General features: G+C 46.1%; 18 protein-coding genes. 6 read left to right on the forward strand and 12 right to left on the reverse strand.

Annotated features, from left to right (window positions below; genetic code table 11):
- Positions 1–75 precede the first annotated feature (75 nt).
- Positions 76–2274, forward strand: coding sequence for a malate synthase G (locus ACRRS0_RS05960; RefSeq protein ID WP_432454112.1), 2199 nt, complete (start codon positions 76–78; stop codon positions 2272–2274).
- 245 nt (positions 2275–2519) lie between these two features.
- On the opposite strand, the gene ACRRS0_RS05965 is transcribed toward ACRRS0_RS05960, so the two are convergent.
- Positions 2520–2990, reverse strand: a complete 471-nt coding sequence (locus tag ACRRS0_RS05965) for a WbuC family cupin fold metalloprotein (protein ID WP_432454111.1) — start codon at positions 2988–2990, stop codon at positions 2520–2522.
- Between the two features lie 150 nt (positions 2991–3140).
- On the opposite strand from ACRRS0_RS05965, the gene ACRRS0_RS05970 reads away from it, so the two are divergent.
- Positions 3141–3554 carry a GFA family protein gene (locus tag ACRRS0_RS05970; RefSeq protein WP_432454110.1) on the forward strand — a complete coding sequence of 138 codons (414 nt, stop codon included), beginning with the start codon at positions 3141–3143 and terminating at the stop codon, positions 3552–3554.
- Positions 3555–3713: 159 nt separating this feature from the next.
- Complete coding sequence (locus tag ACRRS0_RS05975; protein ID WP_432454109.1) at positions 3714–3923, forward strand: hypothetical protein; 210 nt, start codon at positions 3714–3716, stop codon at positions 3921–3923.
- Between the two features lie 10 nt (positions 3924–3933).
- Here the strand turns inward: ACRRS0_RS05975 and ACRRS0_RS05980 are convergent, their stop codons facing one another.
- From ACRRS0_RS05980 to rsmC, 4 genes are all read right to left on the reverse strand, one after another.
- Positions 3934–4212: a late competence development ComFB family protein gene (locus tag ACRRS0_RS05980; protein WP_432454108.1), complete on the reverse strand. Its 279-nt coding sequence runs from the start codon at positions 4210–4212 to the stop codon at positions 3934–3936.
- A gap of 78 nt (positions 4213–4290) precedes the next feature.
- A complete protein-coding gene (glgA, locus tag ACRRS0_RS05985) occupies positions 4291–5769 on the reverse strand; it encodes a glycogen synthase GlgA (protein ID WP_432454107.1) in 1479 nt (492 codons plus the stop codon).
- Between the two features lie 93 nt (positions 5770–5862).
- On the reverse strand, positions 5863–7083 hold the full coding sequence (gene glgC, locus ACRRS0_RS05990; RefSeq protein WP_432454106.1) for a glucose-1-phosphate adenylyltransferase: 1221 nt from the start codon (positions 7081–7083) through the stop codon (positions 5863–5865).
- A gap of 132 nt (positions 7084–7215) precedes the next feature.
- On the reverse strand, positions 7216–8247 hold the full coding sequence (gene rsmC / locus ACRRS0_RS05995) for a 16S rRNA (guanine(1207)-N(2))-methyltransferase RsmC (protein ID WP_432454105.1): 1032 nt from the start codon (positions 8245–8247) through the stop codon (positions 7216–7218).
- Between the two features lie 317 nt (positions 8248–8564).
- Here rsmC and dapA point away from each other — a divergent pair, with 317 nt between their 5' ends.
- Together dapA and ACRRS0_RS06005 are read left to right on the forward strand one after the other, a co-directional pair.
- Entirely contained in the window at positions 8565–9437 is an 873-nt protein-coding gene (dapA, locus tag ACRRS0_RS06000; protein WP_432454104.1) for a 4-hydroxy-tetrahydrodipicolinate synthase, read from the forward strand.
- A 113-nt stretch (positions 9438–9550) separates the two neighbouring features.
- Positions 9551–10321 (forward strand): diguanylate cyclase domain-containing protein, encoded by a 771-nt coding sequence (locus ACRRS0_RS06005; protein ID WP_432454103.1) that lies wholly within the window; start codon positions 9551–9553, stop codon positions 10319–10321.
- A gap of 42 nt (positions 10322–10363) precedes the next feature.
- On the opposite strand, the gene ACRRS0_RS06010 is transcribed toward ACRRS0_RS06005, so the two are convergent.
- The 5 genes from ACRRS0_RS06010 to thiB form a co-directional block, all read right to left on the reverse strand.
- The gene (locus ACRRS0_RS06010) at positions 10364–11224 is read right to left on the reverse strand and encodes an SMP-30/gluconolactonase/LRE family protein (protein ID WP_432454102.1); all 861 of its coding nucleotides are present in this window, start codon (positions 11222–11224) and stop codon (positions 10364–10366) included.
- Positions 11225–11488: 264 nt separating this feature from the next.
- Positions 11489–11827, reverse strand: a complete 339-nt coding sequence (locus ACRRS0_RS06015) for a hypothetical protein (RefSeq protein WP_432454101.1) — start codon at positions 11825–11827, stop codon at positions 11489–11491.
- Between the two features lie 80 nt (positions 11828–11907).
- Positions 11908–12609: a thiamine ABC transporter ATP-binding protein gene (thiQ, locus tag ACRRS0_RS06020; protein ID WP_432454100.1), complete on the reverse strand. Its 702-nt coding sequence runs from the start codon at positions 12607–12609 to the stop codon at positions 11908–11910.
- A complete protein-coding gene (locus ACRRS0_RS06025; protein ID WP_432454099.1) occupies positions 12596–14164 on the reverse strand; it encodes an ABC transporter permease subunit in 1569 nt (522 codons plus the stop codon). The genes thiQ and ACRRS0_RS06025 overlap by 14 nt, the downstream gene beginning before the upstream one ends.
- 10 nt (positions 14165–14174) lie before the next feature.
- Positions 14175–15158 (reverse strand): thiamine ABC transporter substrate binding subunit, encoded by a 984-nt coding sequence (gene thiB, locus ACRRS0_RS06030; protein WP_432454098.1) that lies wholly within the window; start codon positions 15156–15158, stop codon positions 14175–14177.
- Between the two features lie 50 nt (positions 15159–15208).
- On the opposite strand from thiB, the gene ACRRS0_RS06035 reads away from it, so the two are divergent.
- The gene (locus tag ACRRS0_RS06035; protein ID WP_432454097.1) at positions 15209–16021 is read left to right on the forward strand and encodes a phosphotransferase; all 813 of its coding nucleotides are present in this window, start codon (positions 15209–15211) and stop codon (positions 16019–16021) included.
- A gap of 139 nt (positions 16022–16160) precedes the next feature.
- Here ACRRS0_RS06035 and ACRRS0_RS06040 read toward each other — a convergent pair whose 3' ends face one another.
- Both ACRRS0_RS06040 and ACRRS0_RS06045 read right to left on the reverse strand, forming a co-directional pair.
- Positions 16161–17003: a 23S rRNA (adenine(2030)-N(6))-methyltransferase RlmJ gene (locus ACRRS0_RS06040; RefSeq protein ID WP_432454096.1), complete on the reverse strand. Its 843-nt coding sequence runs from the start codon at positions 17001–17003 to the stop codon at positions 16161–16163.
- A 97-nt stretch (positions 17004–17100) separates the two neighbouring features.
- Positions 17101–18486 (reverse strand): PLP-dependent aminotransferase family protein, encoded by a 1386-nt coding sequence (locus ACRRS0_RS06045; RefSeq protein WP_432454095.1) that lies wholly within the window; start codon positions 18484–18486, stop codon positions 17101–17103.
- Positions 18487–18513: the final 27 nt, after the last annotated feature.

Genomic DNA, 18513 nt, shown 5'->3' on the forward strand with positions numbered 1-18513 from the left:
AAGGTCACAATAACTAAACGCTAAGCATGAGCTAACGCGAAATAAATTATAACTATAAATTTAAGGGAGCATTTGATGGATACGCAAATCAACAAGGAATCGAACTACCTTCCGCTCGAACATTTCAAAGTATCGAATTTACTTTACCAATTTATCAATCAGCAAGTATTGCCCGGGACGGGAGTCGAACAAGCAGATTTTTGGCCTAAACTCGAACAATATTTACAGCAGTTCATTCCTCGTAATCGGCAGTTACTGAGCAAGCGTGAGCATTTACAATCCCAGATTGATCTGTGGCATCAGCAACATCCCGCGCCCATTGATGCCGAGTCTTATCAGCACTTCCTTAAAGATATCGGTTATTTGGTTGAAGTTCCTCAAGCGGTGAGCTTGGATACCAACAAAGTGGACCCCGAGCTGGCGGTATTAGCTGGCCCGCAGTTAGTGGTTCCGGTGATGAATGCACGTTACGCCTTGAATGCGGCGAATGCTCGCTGGGGCAGTTTATACGACGCTTTATATGGGACCGATGTGATTTCACAAGAGGGAACATTAGCGCCGACTCAGCAATATAATCCAGAACGGGGGGCGGCGGTTATTGCCTATGGTCGCGCCTTGCTCGATAAGTTTTGCCCCTTAACGCACGGTAGTCATGCCAACGCTTGTAAATACAGCGTGTTAGCGGGTGGATTGTTGGTAAGATTAAGTGATGGTTCAAATACCACCTTAGCTGAAGCCGCTCAATTGGCTGGCTATCAAGGCGAGGCCGAAGCCCCTAGTGCGATCTTGCTTAAACACCACGGTTTGCATCTTGAAATTCAGTTTGATGGCGAGCATTTGATTGGTTCTAGCGATAATGCGTCAATCAAAGATATTGTATTAGAAGCGGCTTTAACCACTATTATGGACTGTGAAGACTCGATTGCTGCGGTTGACGCAGAAGATAAAGTTGCGGTGTACCGTAATTGGTTAGGTTTAATGCAAGGTAGCTTGAGTGAGCAACTGGTTAAAAACGGGGAAACGATTACTCGCTCATTGAATGCAAATCGTCATTACCTTAATCCGCAGGGACATGGTTTTAGCCTGAGTGGTCGCTCCCTGATGTTTGTGCGTAATGTTGGGCACTTAATGAATAGTGACCTGATACTCGATAGCGAAGGCAATCAAGTGCCTGAAGGTTTGCTAGATGCGGTATTTACCAGCTTAATTGCCAAGCACGACTTACTCGGCAATAGCCCTTATCGAAATTCCAGAGAAGGGTCGATTTATATCGTCAAACCGAAGATGCATGGCCCTGAAGAAGTTGCCTTTAGCAATCAGTTATTTGCCGCTGTAGAAGAATTACTCGGCCTCGCAGAGAATACTATTAAACTTGGTATTATGGATGAAGAACGCCGTACCAGTGTGAATTTAAAGGCTTGTATTGCTGAAGCGAAGCAACGTGTTGTGTTTATTAATACAGGCTTCTTGGACCGAACTGGTGATGAGATCCACACCAGTATGTGCGCAGGTGTGATGGTGCCAAAAGGGGAGATTAAAGAAAGCCAGTGGATCAAGGATTACGAGCTGAGCAATGTTGAAACTGGTTTAAGTTGTGGCTTAAAAGGTAAGGCGCAAATCGGTAAGGGAATGTGGGCGATGCCAGAAATGATGGCCGATATGATGCAGGCAAAAGTCGCTCACCCTAAAAGTGGTGCGAGTACCGCATGGGTTCCTTCTCCAACCGCCGCAACTTTACATGCGATCCATTATCATCAAGTGGAAGTGTTTGGGATCCAACAGCAATTGCTCGAGCAATTGAGTGAGCATTGTGAGCCGCGTTTGGCTGGGTTATTAACGCCGCCTTTGGCGGTGAATAGCGATTGGACTGAACAGCAGCTAGTGGATGAACTGGATAATAATATTCAGGGTATTTTAGGTTATGTGGTGCGCTGGGTTGAGCAAGGTGTAGGTTGTTCTAAGGTCCCCGACATTAATGGCGTGGGTTTAATGGAAGACCGGGCTACCTTGCGTATATCCAGCCAGCATGTGGCGAACTGGTTGAAACATGGCGTTGTAAGTGAAAATTTGGTGATGCAACGCTTTGAAGCTATTGCTGCTTTAGTCGATCAGCAAAATAGTGATGATCCTGCGTATCTTCCCATGATCGGTCGCTTGACCAGCAGTTGTGCCTATTTGGCTGCGCTTGATCTAGTCTTTAAAGGCTGCGAGCAACCCAGTGGCTATACTGAGCCCTTATTACATGCTTGGCGAGTTAAGTTTAAAGCGAGCTAATGTCATGTGAAAACGCCCTCATTGAGGGCGTTTTTTGGTTTTGCTGCTTGCATTGTTTTTCTAGGTACAATCAGAGAGTAAAAGTTTAAACCGATGACAATACGATAGTTATTTTCTGGATTTATCTGATTTCCCGCGCTCTCATCACTGGCATTTATCATTCATCCTATGCCTGTATATCAACCATAATTCAGCACCAAGTGTTTAATTTTAATGCCGATAATTAGGTAATATAAAGCTGATATTTATTCGACTTGAGCGGTACGCATCCAATCTCGATAGTGACTGGCTTTGGGATCACTTTCTGCGGGAGACCAAGGGGCGAAATCTTCATCGGGAGTTGGTTGATAGGCTCCTTCTTTGATTTCCAGTCCAATAGTCCCTGTTTGCATGCAAGCATAGCCGTGCCAGGTGAGTGGTGGAATTTCAATAGCGCGATTGGTTGCAGGAGATAAGCTATGGCGTTCGGTCAATTTGCCTTGCTCATTAAAGATGAGTAAATCGAGTTGGCCTTGTAAAACCAAGAATAGTTCCCACTTATGGGCTTCACTATGCCGATGAGGACGCATATAGGTATTGGGTTCAGTTGCGATAAATAAGCGTTGTACCATGGCATCATGAGACGGGTGCAAGTTATGATGACTGCGTTGGCGTGGTGCTGCTTTAGCTTGTTCGCTAAAGTTGGCAAAATCTTGCCCATTAACTATTTTTAACATCTAAAATTTACCCTTATGCCGTCGTACGCAAGGCTTGTGAAAAAGTAATAGTTTACTGACTAATGGTTACACATTCTATGAGTGAGTCCAACTGAGCAGATGCTTGCTATGTGTTTTGGTTAATATCAATGATAAATGAAGGAGTAAGTGATGAGTCCGTATCTCGGTCAATGTTTGTGTGGTGGTATCCGTTATCAAGTGGATCAAATTGAGCCCCAAATGGGGCATTGCCATTGTGGTATGTGTCGTAAGTTTCACGGCGCAGCTTACGCCACTTATGGTGAAGCAAAACAAGAACATTTTCATTGGCTCAGCGGCCAAGATCTGTTGCGTCAATTTAAAGCGGATAATGGGACCACCCGGCAGTTTTGTGGGCGTTGCGGCTCGAGCCTTACGTTTGCTCCGGCTAACGATAACGGCAAATTAGTCGAGTTTAGTCTCGGTACGCTTGATAGTGATATTGATGAAGCGCCAGATGCACATATTTATACGGCTTATAAAGCGAACTGGAGTCAGATTAGTGATGACTTGCCACAATACCCAGAGGGAAGAGAAGATAACTGATCGTTTCTGGGGCTGATTAAAAGCAGAGCTAGATAAACTCAGTGATTCAACCAGTGTGATGGCTCCAGTCTCAGCAATAAAGTACGGCTATCAAAAAACCGTTTGCATCGAACTCTGCTTATCTCTAAGGTTGGGGGGTATCGCAAAGAGAAGTAAAGAATGTCTGGATTTAAAGAGCTTAACAAACGTAGTGCAAATTCCTATCAGCAGCAGCGTCAGCTGATCAAACAAGTGTTAGCTGGCAAGGCAAAAACTTGTGAGCAATGTCGGCAGCCTTTATATCTAGTTTTACCGAGCCAATCGCAGACCCAAGCCTCTGGTATTTATTGTGCTAAGGACTGCACTCATATTGAACTGGAGATCTGTTGAGTTTCTACCGTTAGTCGCGAGAACCTTGGCGGCGGTCTTGCTTCAAGTATATTAAGCCTTCTTCAATCGCTAACTTGGTTTTCTCTATTAACTGAGCCCGTTCCTCATCGCTTATCGCGCTAAGCACATCCACATTATGGCGGATATAGCGAGGGGGAAGACGGTTTAATACCAAGCAACATAAATCCTGCAAACGCTCTGGATCACAACGATTCTCGACATCTAAAGCGATCAATTGTTCGCCTAAGAGAAACTCAGTGAAATTATGAACTTCCTCTGATATACGCATAAAAATTCCCTTAAATTAAGTCCTTATGTTCAGGTTAGATAATAATAGCCAGGGTCGCCACTCCCTGACGATATATTATTATTGATGTTGAACTGGCTCCACATTTAGGGCTTCATTATACAAGGCTTCATATTGCCAAACTGATTGCTGCCAATGGAACAGCGATTCCATTGCTCGGTGACGCATGGCTTTGAATGCTTCATAATCTTCTAAATAAAGCAGTAAAGCTCGGCGCAAGGTATTGAGCAAATCAGCGGGTTCGGGATCATAAAAGATATGCCCTGTGGCTTTTAAGGGATCTTCATCAAAGTCGGTCACGGTATCTTTTAAACCACCAACCCCACGAACGATGGGGAGGGTGCCATAGGCTAAGCTATACATTTGGTTGAGACCGCATGGCTCAAACAGAGATGGCATGAGGAAAAAATCCGCACCAGCTTCAACTAAGTGGGCGAGCTCGTTGCTAAAAGCATGAATAAAGCGCAATTTATTTGGCCATTGCTGCTCTAAAGTCTGTAGCTTGGCAACGATCCCACTATCCCCAGTTCCGACAATAATCACCTGCACGTTGTGGCGTAAAAATTGTTCTAAGGCTGGAAGTAGTAAATAAAAGCCTTTTTGCTCGGTTAAGCGACATACCATGCCAAAGATCGGCGCATTGGTTTGTGGCAAGTCGGCATTTAGTTGCAGGGCTTGCCGACATACGGCTTTACCACTGAGATCACTTTGAGAGTAGTTGCTTGGAATTAGTTGATCGGTTTTTGGATCCCAATCTGAATAATCGCAGCCATTGAGAATACCAACCAAATCGGCACGACGTTGTTCAAAGTAGTCACATAATCCATGAGATCCTAAACGGGTCAGTAATTCCTGTGCGTAATTTGCGCTAACGGCATTGATTTTGTCGGCAAAGCGGATCCCCGCTTTGAGTAAATTAATACAATTATAACCATCTAAAATTTGATCTACTAAGCCATCGGCTAAGCCTTCTAATAGATGGAACTGGTGTTTTTCAAAGATACCTTGAAAAGCAGCATTGTGAATGGTTAACACCGATTTACTATTGCAGAAAAAAGGGTGATGGGCGTATTTTTGCTTCAGAAGGTAGGGGACTAAAGCGGTATGCCAATCGTTGCAATGAAAAATATCGGGTTTAAAGTCTAGGGCTTTGGCGACTTGAAAAACGGCTCGAGAGAAAAAAGAAAAACGCTCGCCGTTATCGTCGTAAGCAAATTCACCTTCACTATAAAGTTGATCTCGATCGAAGTAGGCTGGTTGTTTAATGAGATAAACAGGCACATCTTCTAACATTAAACGATATACCGAATATTCTATATCGTCTATATGATTGGCGGTATGCAGTCGCAAGTCGAGCAGTTTTTCAGCCTCATCATGTCGTTTCAAAGTTTTATAAAAAGGCATGATGATTCTTACGTCTTGTCCATGCTCTTTGAGGGCAAGTGGTAAGGCTTTAGCTACATCGGCAAGACCACCAGTTTTGGCTAGGCTTTCTACTTCAGAGGCTAAGAATAGTATCCTGACAGGATGGGCTGTCACAGGTCGCTCCTTTACTAGTGAGGCACCAAATGGTTCCTCATAAGTGACGATTCTAGAGTAAATGCTTGGTTGTTTTCAAGGCAAATCGATGGATTAAAATCCAACCTTGGCACTTTTCGGAACAACAACAATACCTTCTGGTGATACAGTGAAACGTTTGCGGTCTTCCTCTAAGTTTTCTCCGATGACTGTTCCGGGGGCAATTTCTGCATTTTTGTCGATAATTGCGCGACGAATATGACAACCTTCACCAATCCGACAGTTGGCAATTAACACCGATTCACTGATCACTGAGCCGGGGCGAACATGGCTTCTAAAGCCGAGTACGCTACGATTGACTTCGGAGCCTAAGACAAAACTTCCTGCTGACACTAGGGATTGGCTAATACTTACTTTTTTATCACCGACATCTTTAAAGGTGGCAGGCGGAAGCGGCGGGTAATAAGTGTGTAACGGGAACTGGGGATTATATAACGAGAAGGGGGGCTCTTCTTCAAGCAAATCCATATGGGCAGCCCAGTATGCGTCGAGAGTTCCTACATCACGCCAATAGCCGCTGGTGGTTTCGCCAGGGATATCATTTTGAGTAAAGTCATAAGCAAAAACTTTACCCAGAGGATACAGTTTTGGAATAATGTCGTTGCCGAAATCATGGCTAGAATTGGGATCGACTGCGTCTTCATAGAGGGCTTCAAGCAGTACTTTTCTTTCAAACACATAGTTTCCCATCGATGCCAGTACATGATCGGGGTCACCGGGGATGGTCTTAGGATTCTGTTTGGGTTTTTCTTCGAAGCCGATCATCCGACCTTCTTCGTCAACTTCAATAATACCGAACTGATCTGCTTGTGCTTTCGGAACTTTAATTGCCGCGACGCTTAAAGCCGCTTCTTTGCGACGATGTTCATCGACCATTTGTCGAACGTCCATCTTATAGATATGGTCACTGCCAAAAATACAGACGTGTTCCGGTTCGTTGATTTCGATAAATCGGGCATTTTGGTAAATCGCATCTGCGGTACCGTCATACCAACGTTTACCAACTCTCATTTGTGCAGGTACGGCATCGATGAAGCGATCGGTAATTCCAGATAAGTGCCAAGCTTGGCGTAAGTGAATGTTGAGTGATTGTGATTTGAACTGGGTGAGAACGTAGATTTTTAGAAAGTCAGAGTTTACAAAATTGTTTAAAGCGAAGTCTATGAGTCGGTAACTTCCTCCAAAAGGTACCGCTGGTTTGGTTCGACTTTCGGTAAGTGGGTAGAGGCGAGTGCCTTCGCCGCCAGCGAGGATCATCGTAAGTATTCCAGCCATTAGACCTTGTCCCTTAATTTATATGTATTTTGAAATCGTTTTCATTGTGCCTAGGTTTAGTTTGCAGATATTTACTTTAAAGTAAATAGCAGACTCTGCGTTTTAATTAATCCGTGAGCAATTAATATTTTTTTAGTGACAACATCGTAAAATTTTGAATTTTTTGTTGTCAAATACGCTTTCATAGGAGGTGAAATGCTGCTTAATTAAGGTTTCGTATTTTAGAAAACTATTGGCCACAATCCATAGCTCACCCTGTGTATTTAAGTGTTGCTTGGCTTGCGCTAGAAACCTTTCGGTGGTTTCATACTGGGTATCGATGCCTGCATGAAAAGGCGGATTACTCACTATAAAATCAAAGCATTGTTTCACTTCCATTAAACCATCAGAAGCAATTACCGTTCCATTTAAGTTATTTATCATTAAGGTCGCTTGGCTACTGGCGATAGCGTATGCACTTACATCGAGCAGGCTGATATCGATTTCATACAATAGTGCTTGGCTTGCACCAATAATGCCCGCGCCACAACCGAAATCGAGCACCTTACCGTGAAGTGGCGGCAAATGCTCGAGCAAAAGTTGACTGCCATCATCGAGTTTACCGTGATTAAATACGCCAGGTAGTGAACTGACTTTCAATCGCGTTTCACCTAATTGAACTTCAAATGTGCTATCCCAATGCTCGGGCAGAAAACCAGGGGCGACTTGCAGCAGTTGTCCGTAATACAGGCCACAACGTCGGGCACTATCTATCTTATTCAGCCTCACTCCAAATTCAGCCAACATTTTTTCACAGCTTTTTACGCCAGTTCGGTTTTCTCCTATCACAAAAATATCGGCACCTACTTTTAGCTGTGGCAGTAAGCAAGCGAATAAGTAAGCCGCTTCCTGTTTCGACTTGGGCATGTAAAACAATAGTGCGTCACTATGGGTCGCTAACTTTGGAGTCGCCGAAAACTGACTGTTTATTTTGGGATCTGCGATCGATTGAAAATAGCTAAATTGGCCATAATGGCTGCAACATAGTTGCAATGAGGCAACTTGTTCTAACAGCTCTTTGGGGTAGTTATCGTAGAGTTGGCCTGCAACCACTAAATGTTGTTGTACAAATAAATCTTGATGACGGGCGAGTACTTGACTAGTTGGGTGCAGTGAGCTGTTCATAGTTTGGCTTTGGTTACTCAGTTTTGTGGCCGCAATAATAGAAACTTTTGCCGAAAAAGGCTATCTCATCACGGCTTCTGCGGATTTATTTTTCAGGTTACTTGACTTTTTATACAAGCTAAGCAAACTAGCTAGCAGCTATTCGTTTTATTAAGGATACTTCCTGTTGCCATATGTTATAGAGTTTAAAAAGTATAAACGGCCCGCAATTAAACGCGGGTGGTTAATGGCTGGGTGTGAGTAAAACGTAACAACTTTTTTGAACCCGGCCACTGTGACCGGGTTTTTTTATTTTTGATGTAAGTGATGGAGCGGGCATGTTTAGAGGATCGATTGTAGCGTTGGTGACGCCCTTTATTGAAGGCAAAGTAGATTATGCGGCGATTCGCGAGTTAGTTGAATGGCATATTAATCAAGGTACCCATGGTATTGTTCCGGTCGGAACCACCGGCGAGAGCCCAACCTTAAGCCACGATGAGCACATCGCTGTGGTGAAAACAGTGGTTGAGCAGGCGAAAGGGCGGGTTCCAGTGATTGCTGGTGCGGGGTCGAATAACCCACTTGAGGCGATTGAATACACCAAAGCTGCACAGCTAGCCGGCGCTGATGCCACCTTGCACGTGGCGGGTTACTATAATCGGCCGAACCAAGACGGTTTGTATCAGCATTTTAAAATGCTCCACGATGCTACCGATATTCCGATTGTTTTATACAATATTCCACCACGAGCGGTGGTTGACCTGAGCCCTGTTACCATGGCTAAGCTGGCACAGTTGCCGCGGATTGTTGGCGTGAAAGATGCCACTGGCGATTTGTCTCGCCCTTTGTTTGAGCGTCAGTTAATCGCCGATGATTTCTGTTGGTTAAGTGGTGAAGATGCGACCGCTGTTTCTTATAATGTGAGTGGTGGACAAGGCTGCATTTCGGTGACGGCTAACGTGGCTCCTAAACTGTGTGCGCAAATGCAACAAGCCACTTTAGACGGGGATTATGCGAAAGCCAGTCAAATTCAAGATAAATTGCTGCCCTTGCATCAAGCAATGTTTATTGAACCGAGCCCGGCGGGTGCGAAATATGCAATTTCATTGCTAAACAAGTGTCAAGAAGAATGTCGTTTACCGGTGACGGCTTTATCCGAGAGTACTAAAAATCGTATTCGCCAAGCGATGCAAGCACTCGAATTAATTTAGTCGCCTTCGCTTTCCCTAAGCCGAGCATACTCGGCTTTTTTTGGGCTGTATAAGTCTAAATATCCCTTTTGCTATACTTCTAGCTACTAGCCGCTTATTAAGGATGGGTTGTGGTGGAAATTGATTTAGTAGGTTTTTTTCATCAGGTGGTTGAAGATGATAGCGGTTATTGGTTATTCCAAGCGGCGGAGGGTTTAGTCAGTGTAAAATACCCTTGGCAAGGTCAAGATTTGGAAAGCTTACCAGTAGAGCAATGGTTAAAACGGGTTGACTCTCGTTGCCGGAGTGCTTTTCAACAAGCCTTGTACGCTAGCTTATCGGCGAATACCGCCTTTACTTGCCATTACTGCCACACTGAAGACGAGTGGCTGCGTATTCATGGCGTGCCAATGGCGATCCAAGGGAAGCAAGTCTTACTGGCGAGTGTACTCCCGCTAACGATCCCTTTAATTAATGATGAAGCGAAGTTACGTGATCCGCAAAGTGGCTTACTGTCGGCGTCTTTATTCCGCGAACTGTTGATTCAGGCGATGCGTTTAAGTCATCGTAATCAAGAGCCTTTCGCCATTCTCACCCTGCATTATTTAAGTGATGATGCCGCTTTGGTATGTGCCATCGTTGCAAAGGTATTACAGCAGCAATTACGCCGTTCAGACAGTATTGCTCAGTTTAGTGATGGCGAGTTAATCGCCTTGCTTTACGGTGCCAGTCAAACCGCTGCTGCCGCCATCGCTGAAAAACTCAGCTCGCAGTTACAGCAACAGCTACAAGGCGTGTCGTTGGATAGCTTCCAGCTGGGGTGGGCATACTATCCTGAACATGGTGATAACGCAGATACTTTGTTAGCGCATCGTTTAGATATTAAGCAGCAGCTCAGCTTCTAATTAATATCTGTTTAGCTCAGGTTTTGAGCGGGTACTTGTTGCCTAAATCGGTAGCTTAACTTGGCATAAAGTTGCTGCTCTGCCTGTGTATTTTGAGTCAAAATAGTAGACATGGCCCGATGATTGTCGTTGCTTATCTTGAATGGAGGTCACTGCAATCGTGCTAAGTTGAGGTCCAATAAAGCAGCATTTGCTAACTAACTTACTGGGAAGTTGATAACTATCAACAATTCGTCGTTGTTCCAGATCGAATCTGAGTAGTTTACCGGAATCAATACCAGCCAACCAATAGCCAGCTTGGGAATCAAACATTGCCCCATCGGGCCTAAAATCCAAATCAGTGGTATTTAAGAATTTGCGATGATCAAGGATCTGGCCAGTTTGTTGGTCATATGCACATTGCCATATTTGCTGTTCTGTCGGGAACGAATCCGAATACATGAGGGTTTTCCCATCGGGAGCGAAGGCCATTCCGTTAACGGTATATAGCGACGACACCTGTTGGCTGACTGAGCCATCTAAGTCCATTCTATAAATCGATGCTCGGCCATCAAGTGACTGACTGCCAAACCACCATCGACCCAAGTTGTCGCAGCAAGATTCATTAAAGCGATTATTGGTTTGGTTCGCTTCAAGCTCCTGTAGCTTGACGTAGTTATGGTTGTTGGGGCTTAAATAACCGAGCTGATTTTCTAGTGCGAGCAAAATTGCGCCAGATTGATGTAAGGTGAGACAACCAACCTCTTCAAACAATAATACTTCGGAATACTGCTGGATGGTGAAGTCATAGAAGCATACTTTTTTGGCTTTGATATCTGCCCAGATTAACCGGTTGCGGCTTGCGTCCCAAAGCGGACTTTCTCCGAGTTGATTCGCTGGGCAATCTAAAACGTGAACCGACATGGGGCGTTATTTCCTTGAATAGATCTGTTGTTGGCAATTGAATAGGGGTAATTTGCTTTAAAAACAAATCATTATCAAGTGAAAGTCGGGATGATTGTTTTAAGAACTGAATTTGAACTTTTACTTTATGATCTACGGTACTCGGCCTGCGTTATGTCTGCATATGGCCGTAGTTTGCGAGCAGATTGCCCAGTTTTAGTTGGCGCTTTCGATATCATTTTTATTGGTAAGAGAGCTGTGTATGTTTGCAGGAGCCTTGACTCTTCAGGCTCTTGCTAGCAGTTGTGGACCACGAGTGCCTTTTTCTTCCATGTATTGATAATACAGGCGAATATGGGTTGCCGATTGGTCGACACTGGCGCCCATGGCCTCGCGGATCTGTTTACGATTGGCTTGTTTTGCATCATCGCTATCACGCAGCTGGGTTGCGGTTAAACCGGGTTTTACATCGTTATTGCCAAATACAGCGGAGCCGGGGTTGCTCATTTGTCGCCGTGCCGTATATTCGGTTAAGGTTTGCCGAGGCGCCGTATTTTCTATTCGTTCTCGAGCTTTATAGACGGATTCGAATGAGGCAGCTTGTAAATTGTAATTAACTTGCATAGAGAGCGACCTTGCCGATGAATTAGATACTTTATTGATCCGCTAATTTATCGGCCAATTGTCATTCATCTTTAGGATTATTAGCTGCAGGCTAAGTAATGAGCAATGTGCGCATTAGCTGGATGCGCTGCTAAGTGCTCGGTTGCGGCGAATTGACGAGTCTGACCTTGTTCTATAAATGCTACTCGCTTGGCGACGCGCTGCGCATCTTGCCATTGGTGAGTGACCATGAGCACTGCAAATTGCCATTGCTTGGCTAAATCTTTCACTAAATCTAAGCATTCTAGGCGTAGCACAGGGTCGAGGGCACTAAAGGGCTCATCGAGTAATAAAATTGGTTGCTGGCGCAATAAGCAACGCGCTAAGGCCGCGCGTTGTTGTTGCCCACCAGAGACTTGGTCGGGGCGTTTGTCGAGCAGACTCGTAATGCCTAAGCTGGAGGCAACTTCATGTAGCTGTTGCTGTTGCAGTTGGGTGAGCTTGAGTGCAGGGCTAATGCCCAAGGCGATGTTTTGTTCTAAGCTCAGATGATGAAACAAATTATGTTGCTGGAACAACGAGGTGACAGGGCGCTGCGCGATTGCTAGGCTTAACAAGTCTTGCTCTTGCCAAGTGAGTTGGCCTGCACTCGGCTTGACAAAGCCAGCGATCAGTTCCAATAACGTACTTTTACCACTGCCACTGGCACCTAGTAGCGCGACTACTTCACCCGCTTCAACGGTTAATTGATAAGTGAACGGTTGCTGTTGCCGAAGGCAAGTGAGTTGTTCAATTTTTAACATGCTTGCGCCCTAAACTGATATCGAGTAATAAAAATATAGCGCCGCAAAGGAGTAATAGGATCAAAGCGGTGGCACTGGCTAAGGCATACTGATAGCTGCCGAGTTGTTGGTAGAGTAACAGCGGCAAGCTGACCACATCAACATTCCCAATCAATGCGATTACCCCCATATCTCCCAGCGACAATACCATGCATAAACCTAAAGCCATGCTTAGCGGTTTACGCAGCAGGGGCCACGCGAGGTAGCGCACCTGACTGGTGAAGGGCAGTGCTAAGCTTAGACTCAACTTACGATACTGATTTAGCATATCGTTGAGTGCTGGTTTCATGCTACGAATAAAAAATGGCAAGCTCATTAAGGCGTTAATCAGGGCGACTAAGTATTGGGTGTAATGGTCGATGTTAGCGCGGCTGATAAGTAGGAAAAATAGCCCAGTGGTAATCACCATCGCTGGTGTTAACAACATAATTGATGCCAGTAGTTCCTGCAATTTACTGGTATGTTGCCGGCGTTGTTGCTGTTGGTTATTTGCATATTGGACGAGTAAAGCGGTGCCTAATAGTAGCACCCATAGGCAGCTTTGCAGAGCAATATTGAGCGACCAGTAGGTGCTATTGAGCCACAGCTGCCAAGGGAGTTGCTGCCAGTTTAACTGCTGCAGCGGACTAAAAATGCCGATAATGACTGATAGAATAAATAAATAGTAGAACGCAATCAGTAGGCGATAGCTGCTGCGTTGTCGGGCGCTTGTAGGCATTGGTTCCAGGTAGGACTGCTGCAAGCGGAGCGCATCATTTTGTTCTCGCCCGAGCAAGAGCCAGCCAAGACTGGCAGCAATCAGTAATTGTAACAATGCGCATTGCAGTGCAAAGAGCGGGTCAAAGTCGTAGCGTAAGGCTTGATAAATCGCCACCTCAAGCGTGGTACTTTTAGGGCCTCCTCCCAACGCTAATACGATGGTGAAGCTGCCAAAACAAAGTAGAAAAACTAGGCCAAACAAGCCGTTGAGGCGGGAGCGTAGCAACGGCCATTCGATATTGCACCAGCGTTGCCAGTCACTAAAACCTAGCTGTTTCGCTTGGCGCCAATAGCTGGCGGGGACATCGTTTAGTTGCAGGTAGCAATAGCGGGCGACTAAGGGCATATTGAGAAAACAATGAGCCAATAAAATACCGGGTAAACCGTATATATTCCACGAAAATGGGCTCAAGTGTTGCAAAAATCCATTATGTCCAAAACTTCCGACACATCCTAGTACCACTAAAATCACTGGACTGACAAAACACAAATTGGCTAAACGTAATTGCCATGGGATGGTTTTGCTGGGTAGATAAAACCAGGCTCGGGCGACTAATACCCCGCCAACACAGGATAGTAATGCCGAGAGTAAGGCTTGCCATAGGCTAAAGCGTAGCACTCGCCAAAGGTAGGGGGCGTGAAAGGCTGACCAACTTAGCGCTGTTGCTTGTTCGGCTAAGCCATAGAACGCGGCGACCACGATCAAACAGATCACCGTGGTCGCGCTGTAGCCGAGAAGGGCGGGAAGTTTAGACACCGAGGTTCGTTTATTGACTTACTGCATTACGCCATTCTTTAGTCCATTGTTGACGCTGTTGACTCACAGTTTGTGGGTCGAGCGTTAGGTTTTTGGGGCTGATTAATGTACCGAAGGCTTCGGGTAATTCAAGGTCGTTTGTCACCGGTAACATCCAGTTGCTGGTGGCAATAGTTTGTTGCGCGGCTTTGCTTAACAAGAAGCTTAAAAACTGCTTGGCTAGCTGTGGTTGTTTGCTAGTGGCGCTAATGGCAGCCACTTCAATTTGGCGCATATGTCCTTCACTAAACTCTGCCGCATGGTAACGATTTTCTTGTTCGACGATTATATGGTAGGCCGGTGAGGTGGTGTAGCTCAGTACTAAATCAGCTTCGCCTTTTAAAAACATGCCATAGGCTTCACTCCAGCCTTTGGTCACAGTGACAGTTTTTGCCTGTAACTTTTGCCAGGCTGAGCTGGCCTTGTCGCCATATAGGGCTTTAACCCATAACATTAAACCCTGACCCGGTGTACTGGTGCGAGGGTCTTGATACAAAATCGTACCATCGAAGTTGTTGATCAGTTGATCCATCGATGTCGGTGGCTGTTTGAGTTTTTGATTATCGTAGATGAAAGCAAAATAGCCGTAATCGAAGGGGATAAAATCTTTATCTTGCCAATCGATGGCAAGTTTAGGTAAGTCGAGTTGGTGGGCTTGCACCGCATTTAGTGCCTTTGTTTCAGGAATAAGATTGGTATCTAAACCTAAAATTACGTCGGCTTGGTTGCGTCCGCCTTCTAATTTAAGACGATTCAAGATGGCAACCCCATCATCTAAGCCGACCCAGTTAATGCTACAGTCGCATTGCTTTTCAAAGGCTTTGGTGAGCGCCGGTCCTGGCCCCCATTCAGAGACAAAGCTCTGGTAGGTATAGACTGTTAGCGGTGTTTTAGCTTGGCTATTAAAGCCGACAAGGCTGATTGCACAGCAGGCTAGCCATAGCAGTTTTTTCATCTTACACTCCTTGATTATTGATTGCGCTTGGACCATTGTTGGATGTTGATTTGTTAGATAATGCGCTGCCCCCGTCAATTTACGGGTACCTGCAGCGACACCTCGCCCCTTTGTTAAAAATTGAGCGTTTGGCCGGCGGTCATCAGCACTCGTGGTTACTGGAAACGGAAACCGAACGGCTTGTCTTACGCTTAAATCAACAACAGCCTTGTTACGGCTTGGATTATCAACGCGAAAGGGAAGTATTACAACAGCTTGAGGGGCTTCCGTGGGTAATCAGTTTACATTCTTTAAGTTATCGTCATCAATTTTTGCTGTATTACTATCAAGTTGGTGAGGTGGTTAGTGCGCAGCAGTGGCAGCAACCGACCTTATGGCAACAAGTGCTCGCGATCCTTGAGCAATTACCAGCGCGAGGTCGGGGCCTGCCTTTTTTCGATATGCCGAAGTATTTACAGGCTTACGTTAGTGATGTGAAGGCCAAACCGGCACAAGGCTGGCGGGCTAAAGCTCTAGCATGGCTCGAGCGACAACAATGGCCTAGTGGCGTAGCCTTTAATCATCACGATCTGCATCTAGATAATCTGTTGCTGACTCCAGAGCAGCGTTTGTTGGTGCTGGACTGGGAATATGCGGCTTGCTCGATGGCAGGCTGGGATGCCGCCAGTGTTGCTCAGCGTTGTCCGGTCGATCTCCTGCAACGACAACAGTTACAACAGCTCTCTGGTTTAAGCGGCGCTCAGTTTGATTTGTTAGTGAATGCAGTGGCGCTGTTAGACTTGGCTTGGTATTGGCAATATCAGCCAGAGTTGCCGTTACTTGCCGAGCGCAGCCAAGCATGGCTGATGACAGTGAGCGCTTAGCTGAGGATTGGTGTTAAATATTTGCTTGAAGTTAGCGCCAAGCTAAGCAGTTCATGTTCACAGCTCACCGACGAATAAGCTTTTACTCACGCTGTATCCAAGAGCAGCCAAGTGCTGGCTGTTCTTGGAGCCTTGTCGTTTACTCTTCGGCTAAGATTTCGGCGCGCCAGTTGCCTTCGCCGTTTTCGCCTAAGGTGTCGGCCAGGTAGGGCAGTACTTGTTGCATCTCTTTCATTAAGGTCCAGGGCGGATTAATCACGATCATGCCACTGGCGGTCATGCCAAACTCGTCGCTGTCGTGTTGAATGCCTAATTCAAATAACTGGATATTCCGGATCCCGCTGTTGAGCAGCGCTTTTTCCAGTTTGTCGATGCGAAAGCGTTCGACCACCGGATACCATAGTGCATAGCTACCCGAGGCAAAGCGTTTGTGCGATTCAATCAGGGTTTTGACCACCGTTTGATATTCATCTTTAACTTCGTAAGAAGGATCGATCAATACCAGGCCGCGACGTTCTTTTGGTGGCATCAAAGCAATACAAGCTTGGTGGCCATTCTCTTGACGGATCTTACAGCGACGATCTCGTTGAAACAGGCTGTGCAGTGGTGCCTGTTCGCTGGGGTGTAGTTCGTGCAGAAACAAACGATCATCGCGGCGGAGCATCATTTTGGCAATCCACGGCGAGCCCGGATAATACTGACGGGTTTTCTCGGGATGTAATTGATTCACCAGTTTCAGATAGCTTTTTAACAACTCCGGCAAGTCGTCGGCATCCCATAACTTGCCGATGCCATTTTCGAATTCACTTCTTTTGTTGGCCTCTGGACTATTTAAGCTATAGGCGCCGGCACCCGCATGAGTGTCGATGTAGCACAGTGGTTTATCTTTCTGGGTGAGATAGGCAATGATCCGTTGTTGTACTAAGTGTTTCAGTACATCGGCAAAATTACCCGCGTGGTAGGAGTGGCGATAGCTTAACAAAGTGTAGTCTCGGCTTTACATAAAAAGGGCATCGGCGAAAGCCGATGATAATGCGCTAGTCTAGGTACAGACCCGAGCAGATGCAAGGTTAACAAGGCTAAATGATCTGTTGTGGCGGGGAAGGGGCGGTTTTGAGCAAGTCCACTAAAACTGCCAGCGCCTGATTCAGGTGCAGATTCGACTCCGCCTGGCCTATCGATAGACGCACCGCATTGGGGATCGACCGGTTATCCACCACAAAATGTTCGGCGGAGGCCACTTCTACGCCTGCCTGGCGGGCTGCCTGCACAAAGGTGTTACAGTGCCAGCCCGGCGGTAAACGCAGCCAGCAATGCAGGCCCCCTGTGTGGTAGGTATAGTCCATGCCAGTCAAATGATGATGGAGTAGTTGTGCGCGCTGATTCATCATTCTTGCTTGCTGTTGCAGAGCCCGATCGGCGTGACCCGCCTGGATCCATTGAATTGCAATATCCACCAATAAGGGGCTGATATTCCAGCAACTGCCGCGGATCGCGCTATTGAATGCACTGAGCAATGCCACGGGGGCGTGTAAGTAGGCAAAACGCAAGCCTTTAAAAGCACCTTTGGAAAAGCTATTCAGATAGATAACCTGCTCGGGAGCCAGCTCAACCATGGCGCGCGGACGCTGTTCCGGGAGCAAGCCACAAACGTCATCTTCGATGATCATGAGCTGATGTTGCTGACAAATCTCGATAATTTCTAGGCGGCGCTGCTCAGACATGATGGCGGCGCTAGGGTTTTGCAGGGTCGGCGTCAGGTATAGTGCTCTGGGATGATACTTCTCGATGTGCTGTAACAAACTGTCTGGACAGATCCCCTGTTCATCCAGTTCCAGACCTATCAAATCGATTTTGAGTTGCTTGGCCAGCGTGATTAAACCCGGATAACATAGTGACTCGCAGAGTAGTCGTTCGCCCACTAAATCCATGGCAATCAGACATAGTTGCAAGCCATGCTGTGCCCCATAGCTAAAGAACAATTGTTCCGCTTGAAAGTGAAAACTTTGCTGCTCGGTCCAGTGACACAGCGCTTCTCGTTGGCTAAGTAGATTTTGACTGCCATCGCTATCTAACAGTTGGTCCAGCTGTTCACCTGCGTGGCTGTAGTTTTCCATCAGCTGGCAAAGCGATTTAGCCCGGGCCTGCTTAAAGGCAGTATTTTGCCACATGCCAATATGCTGATGACTGCTCTGCAGGCTGCCCCACTGCCGACGAAAATCGTTTGGCTGTTTGACATAGCTGCCGCTGCCCATTTTGGATTGGATTAAGCCCTGTTGCTCGGCCTGAGCGTAAGCGCGACTAATGGTTCCTACCGTGACTTGAAGCCACTCTGCCAGATGTCGCTGCGGGGGGAGTTTTTCACCTTGCGCCAAGCTGCCTTCGGCAATTAATTGTCTCACTTGTTCTACGATTTGAGTCGCTTTATTACCTTCGCTCGCGAGCTTTTTCCAAATTGTCATCATAACAATAAACCTTTTGACTGATTTTCA

The organism is Agarivorans sp. QJM3NY_29 (genome assembly GCF_050870835.2).
GTDB lineage: Bacteria > Pseudomonadota > Gammaproteobacteria > Enterobacterales > Celerinatantimonadaceae > Agarivorans.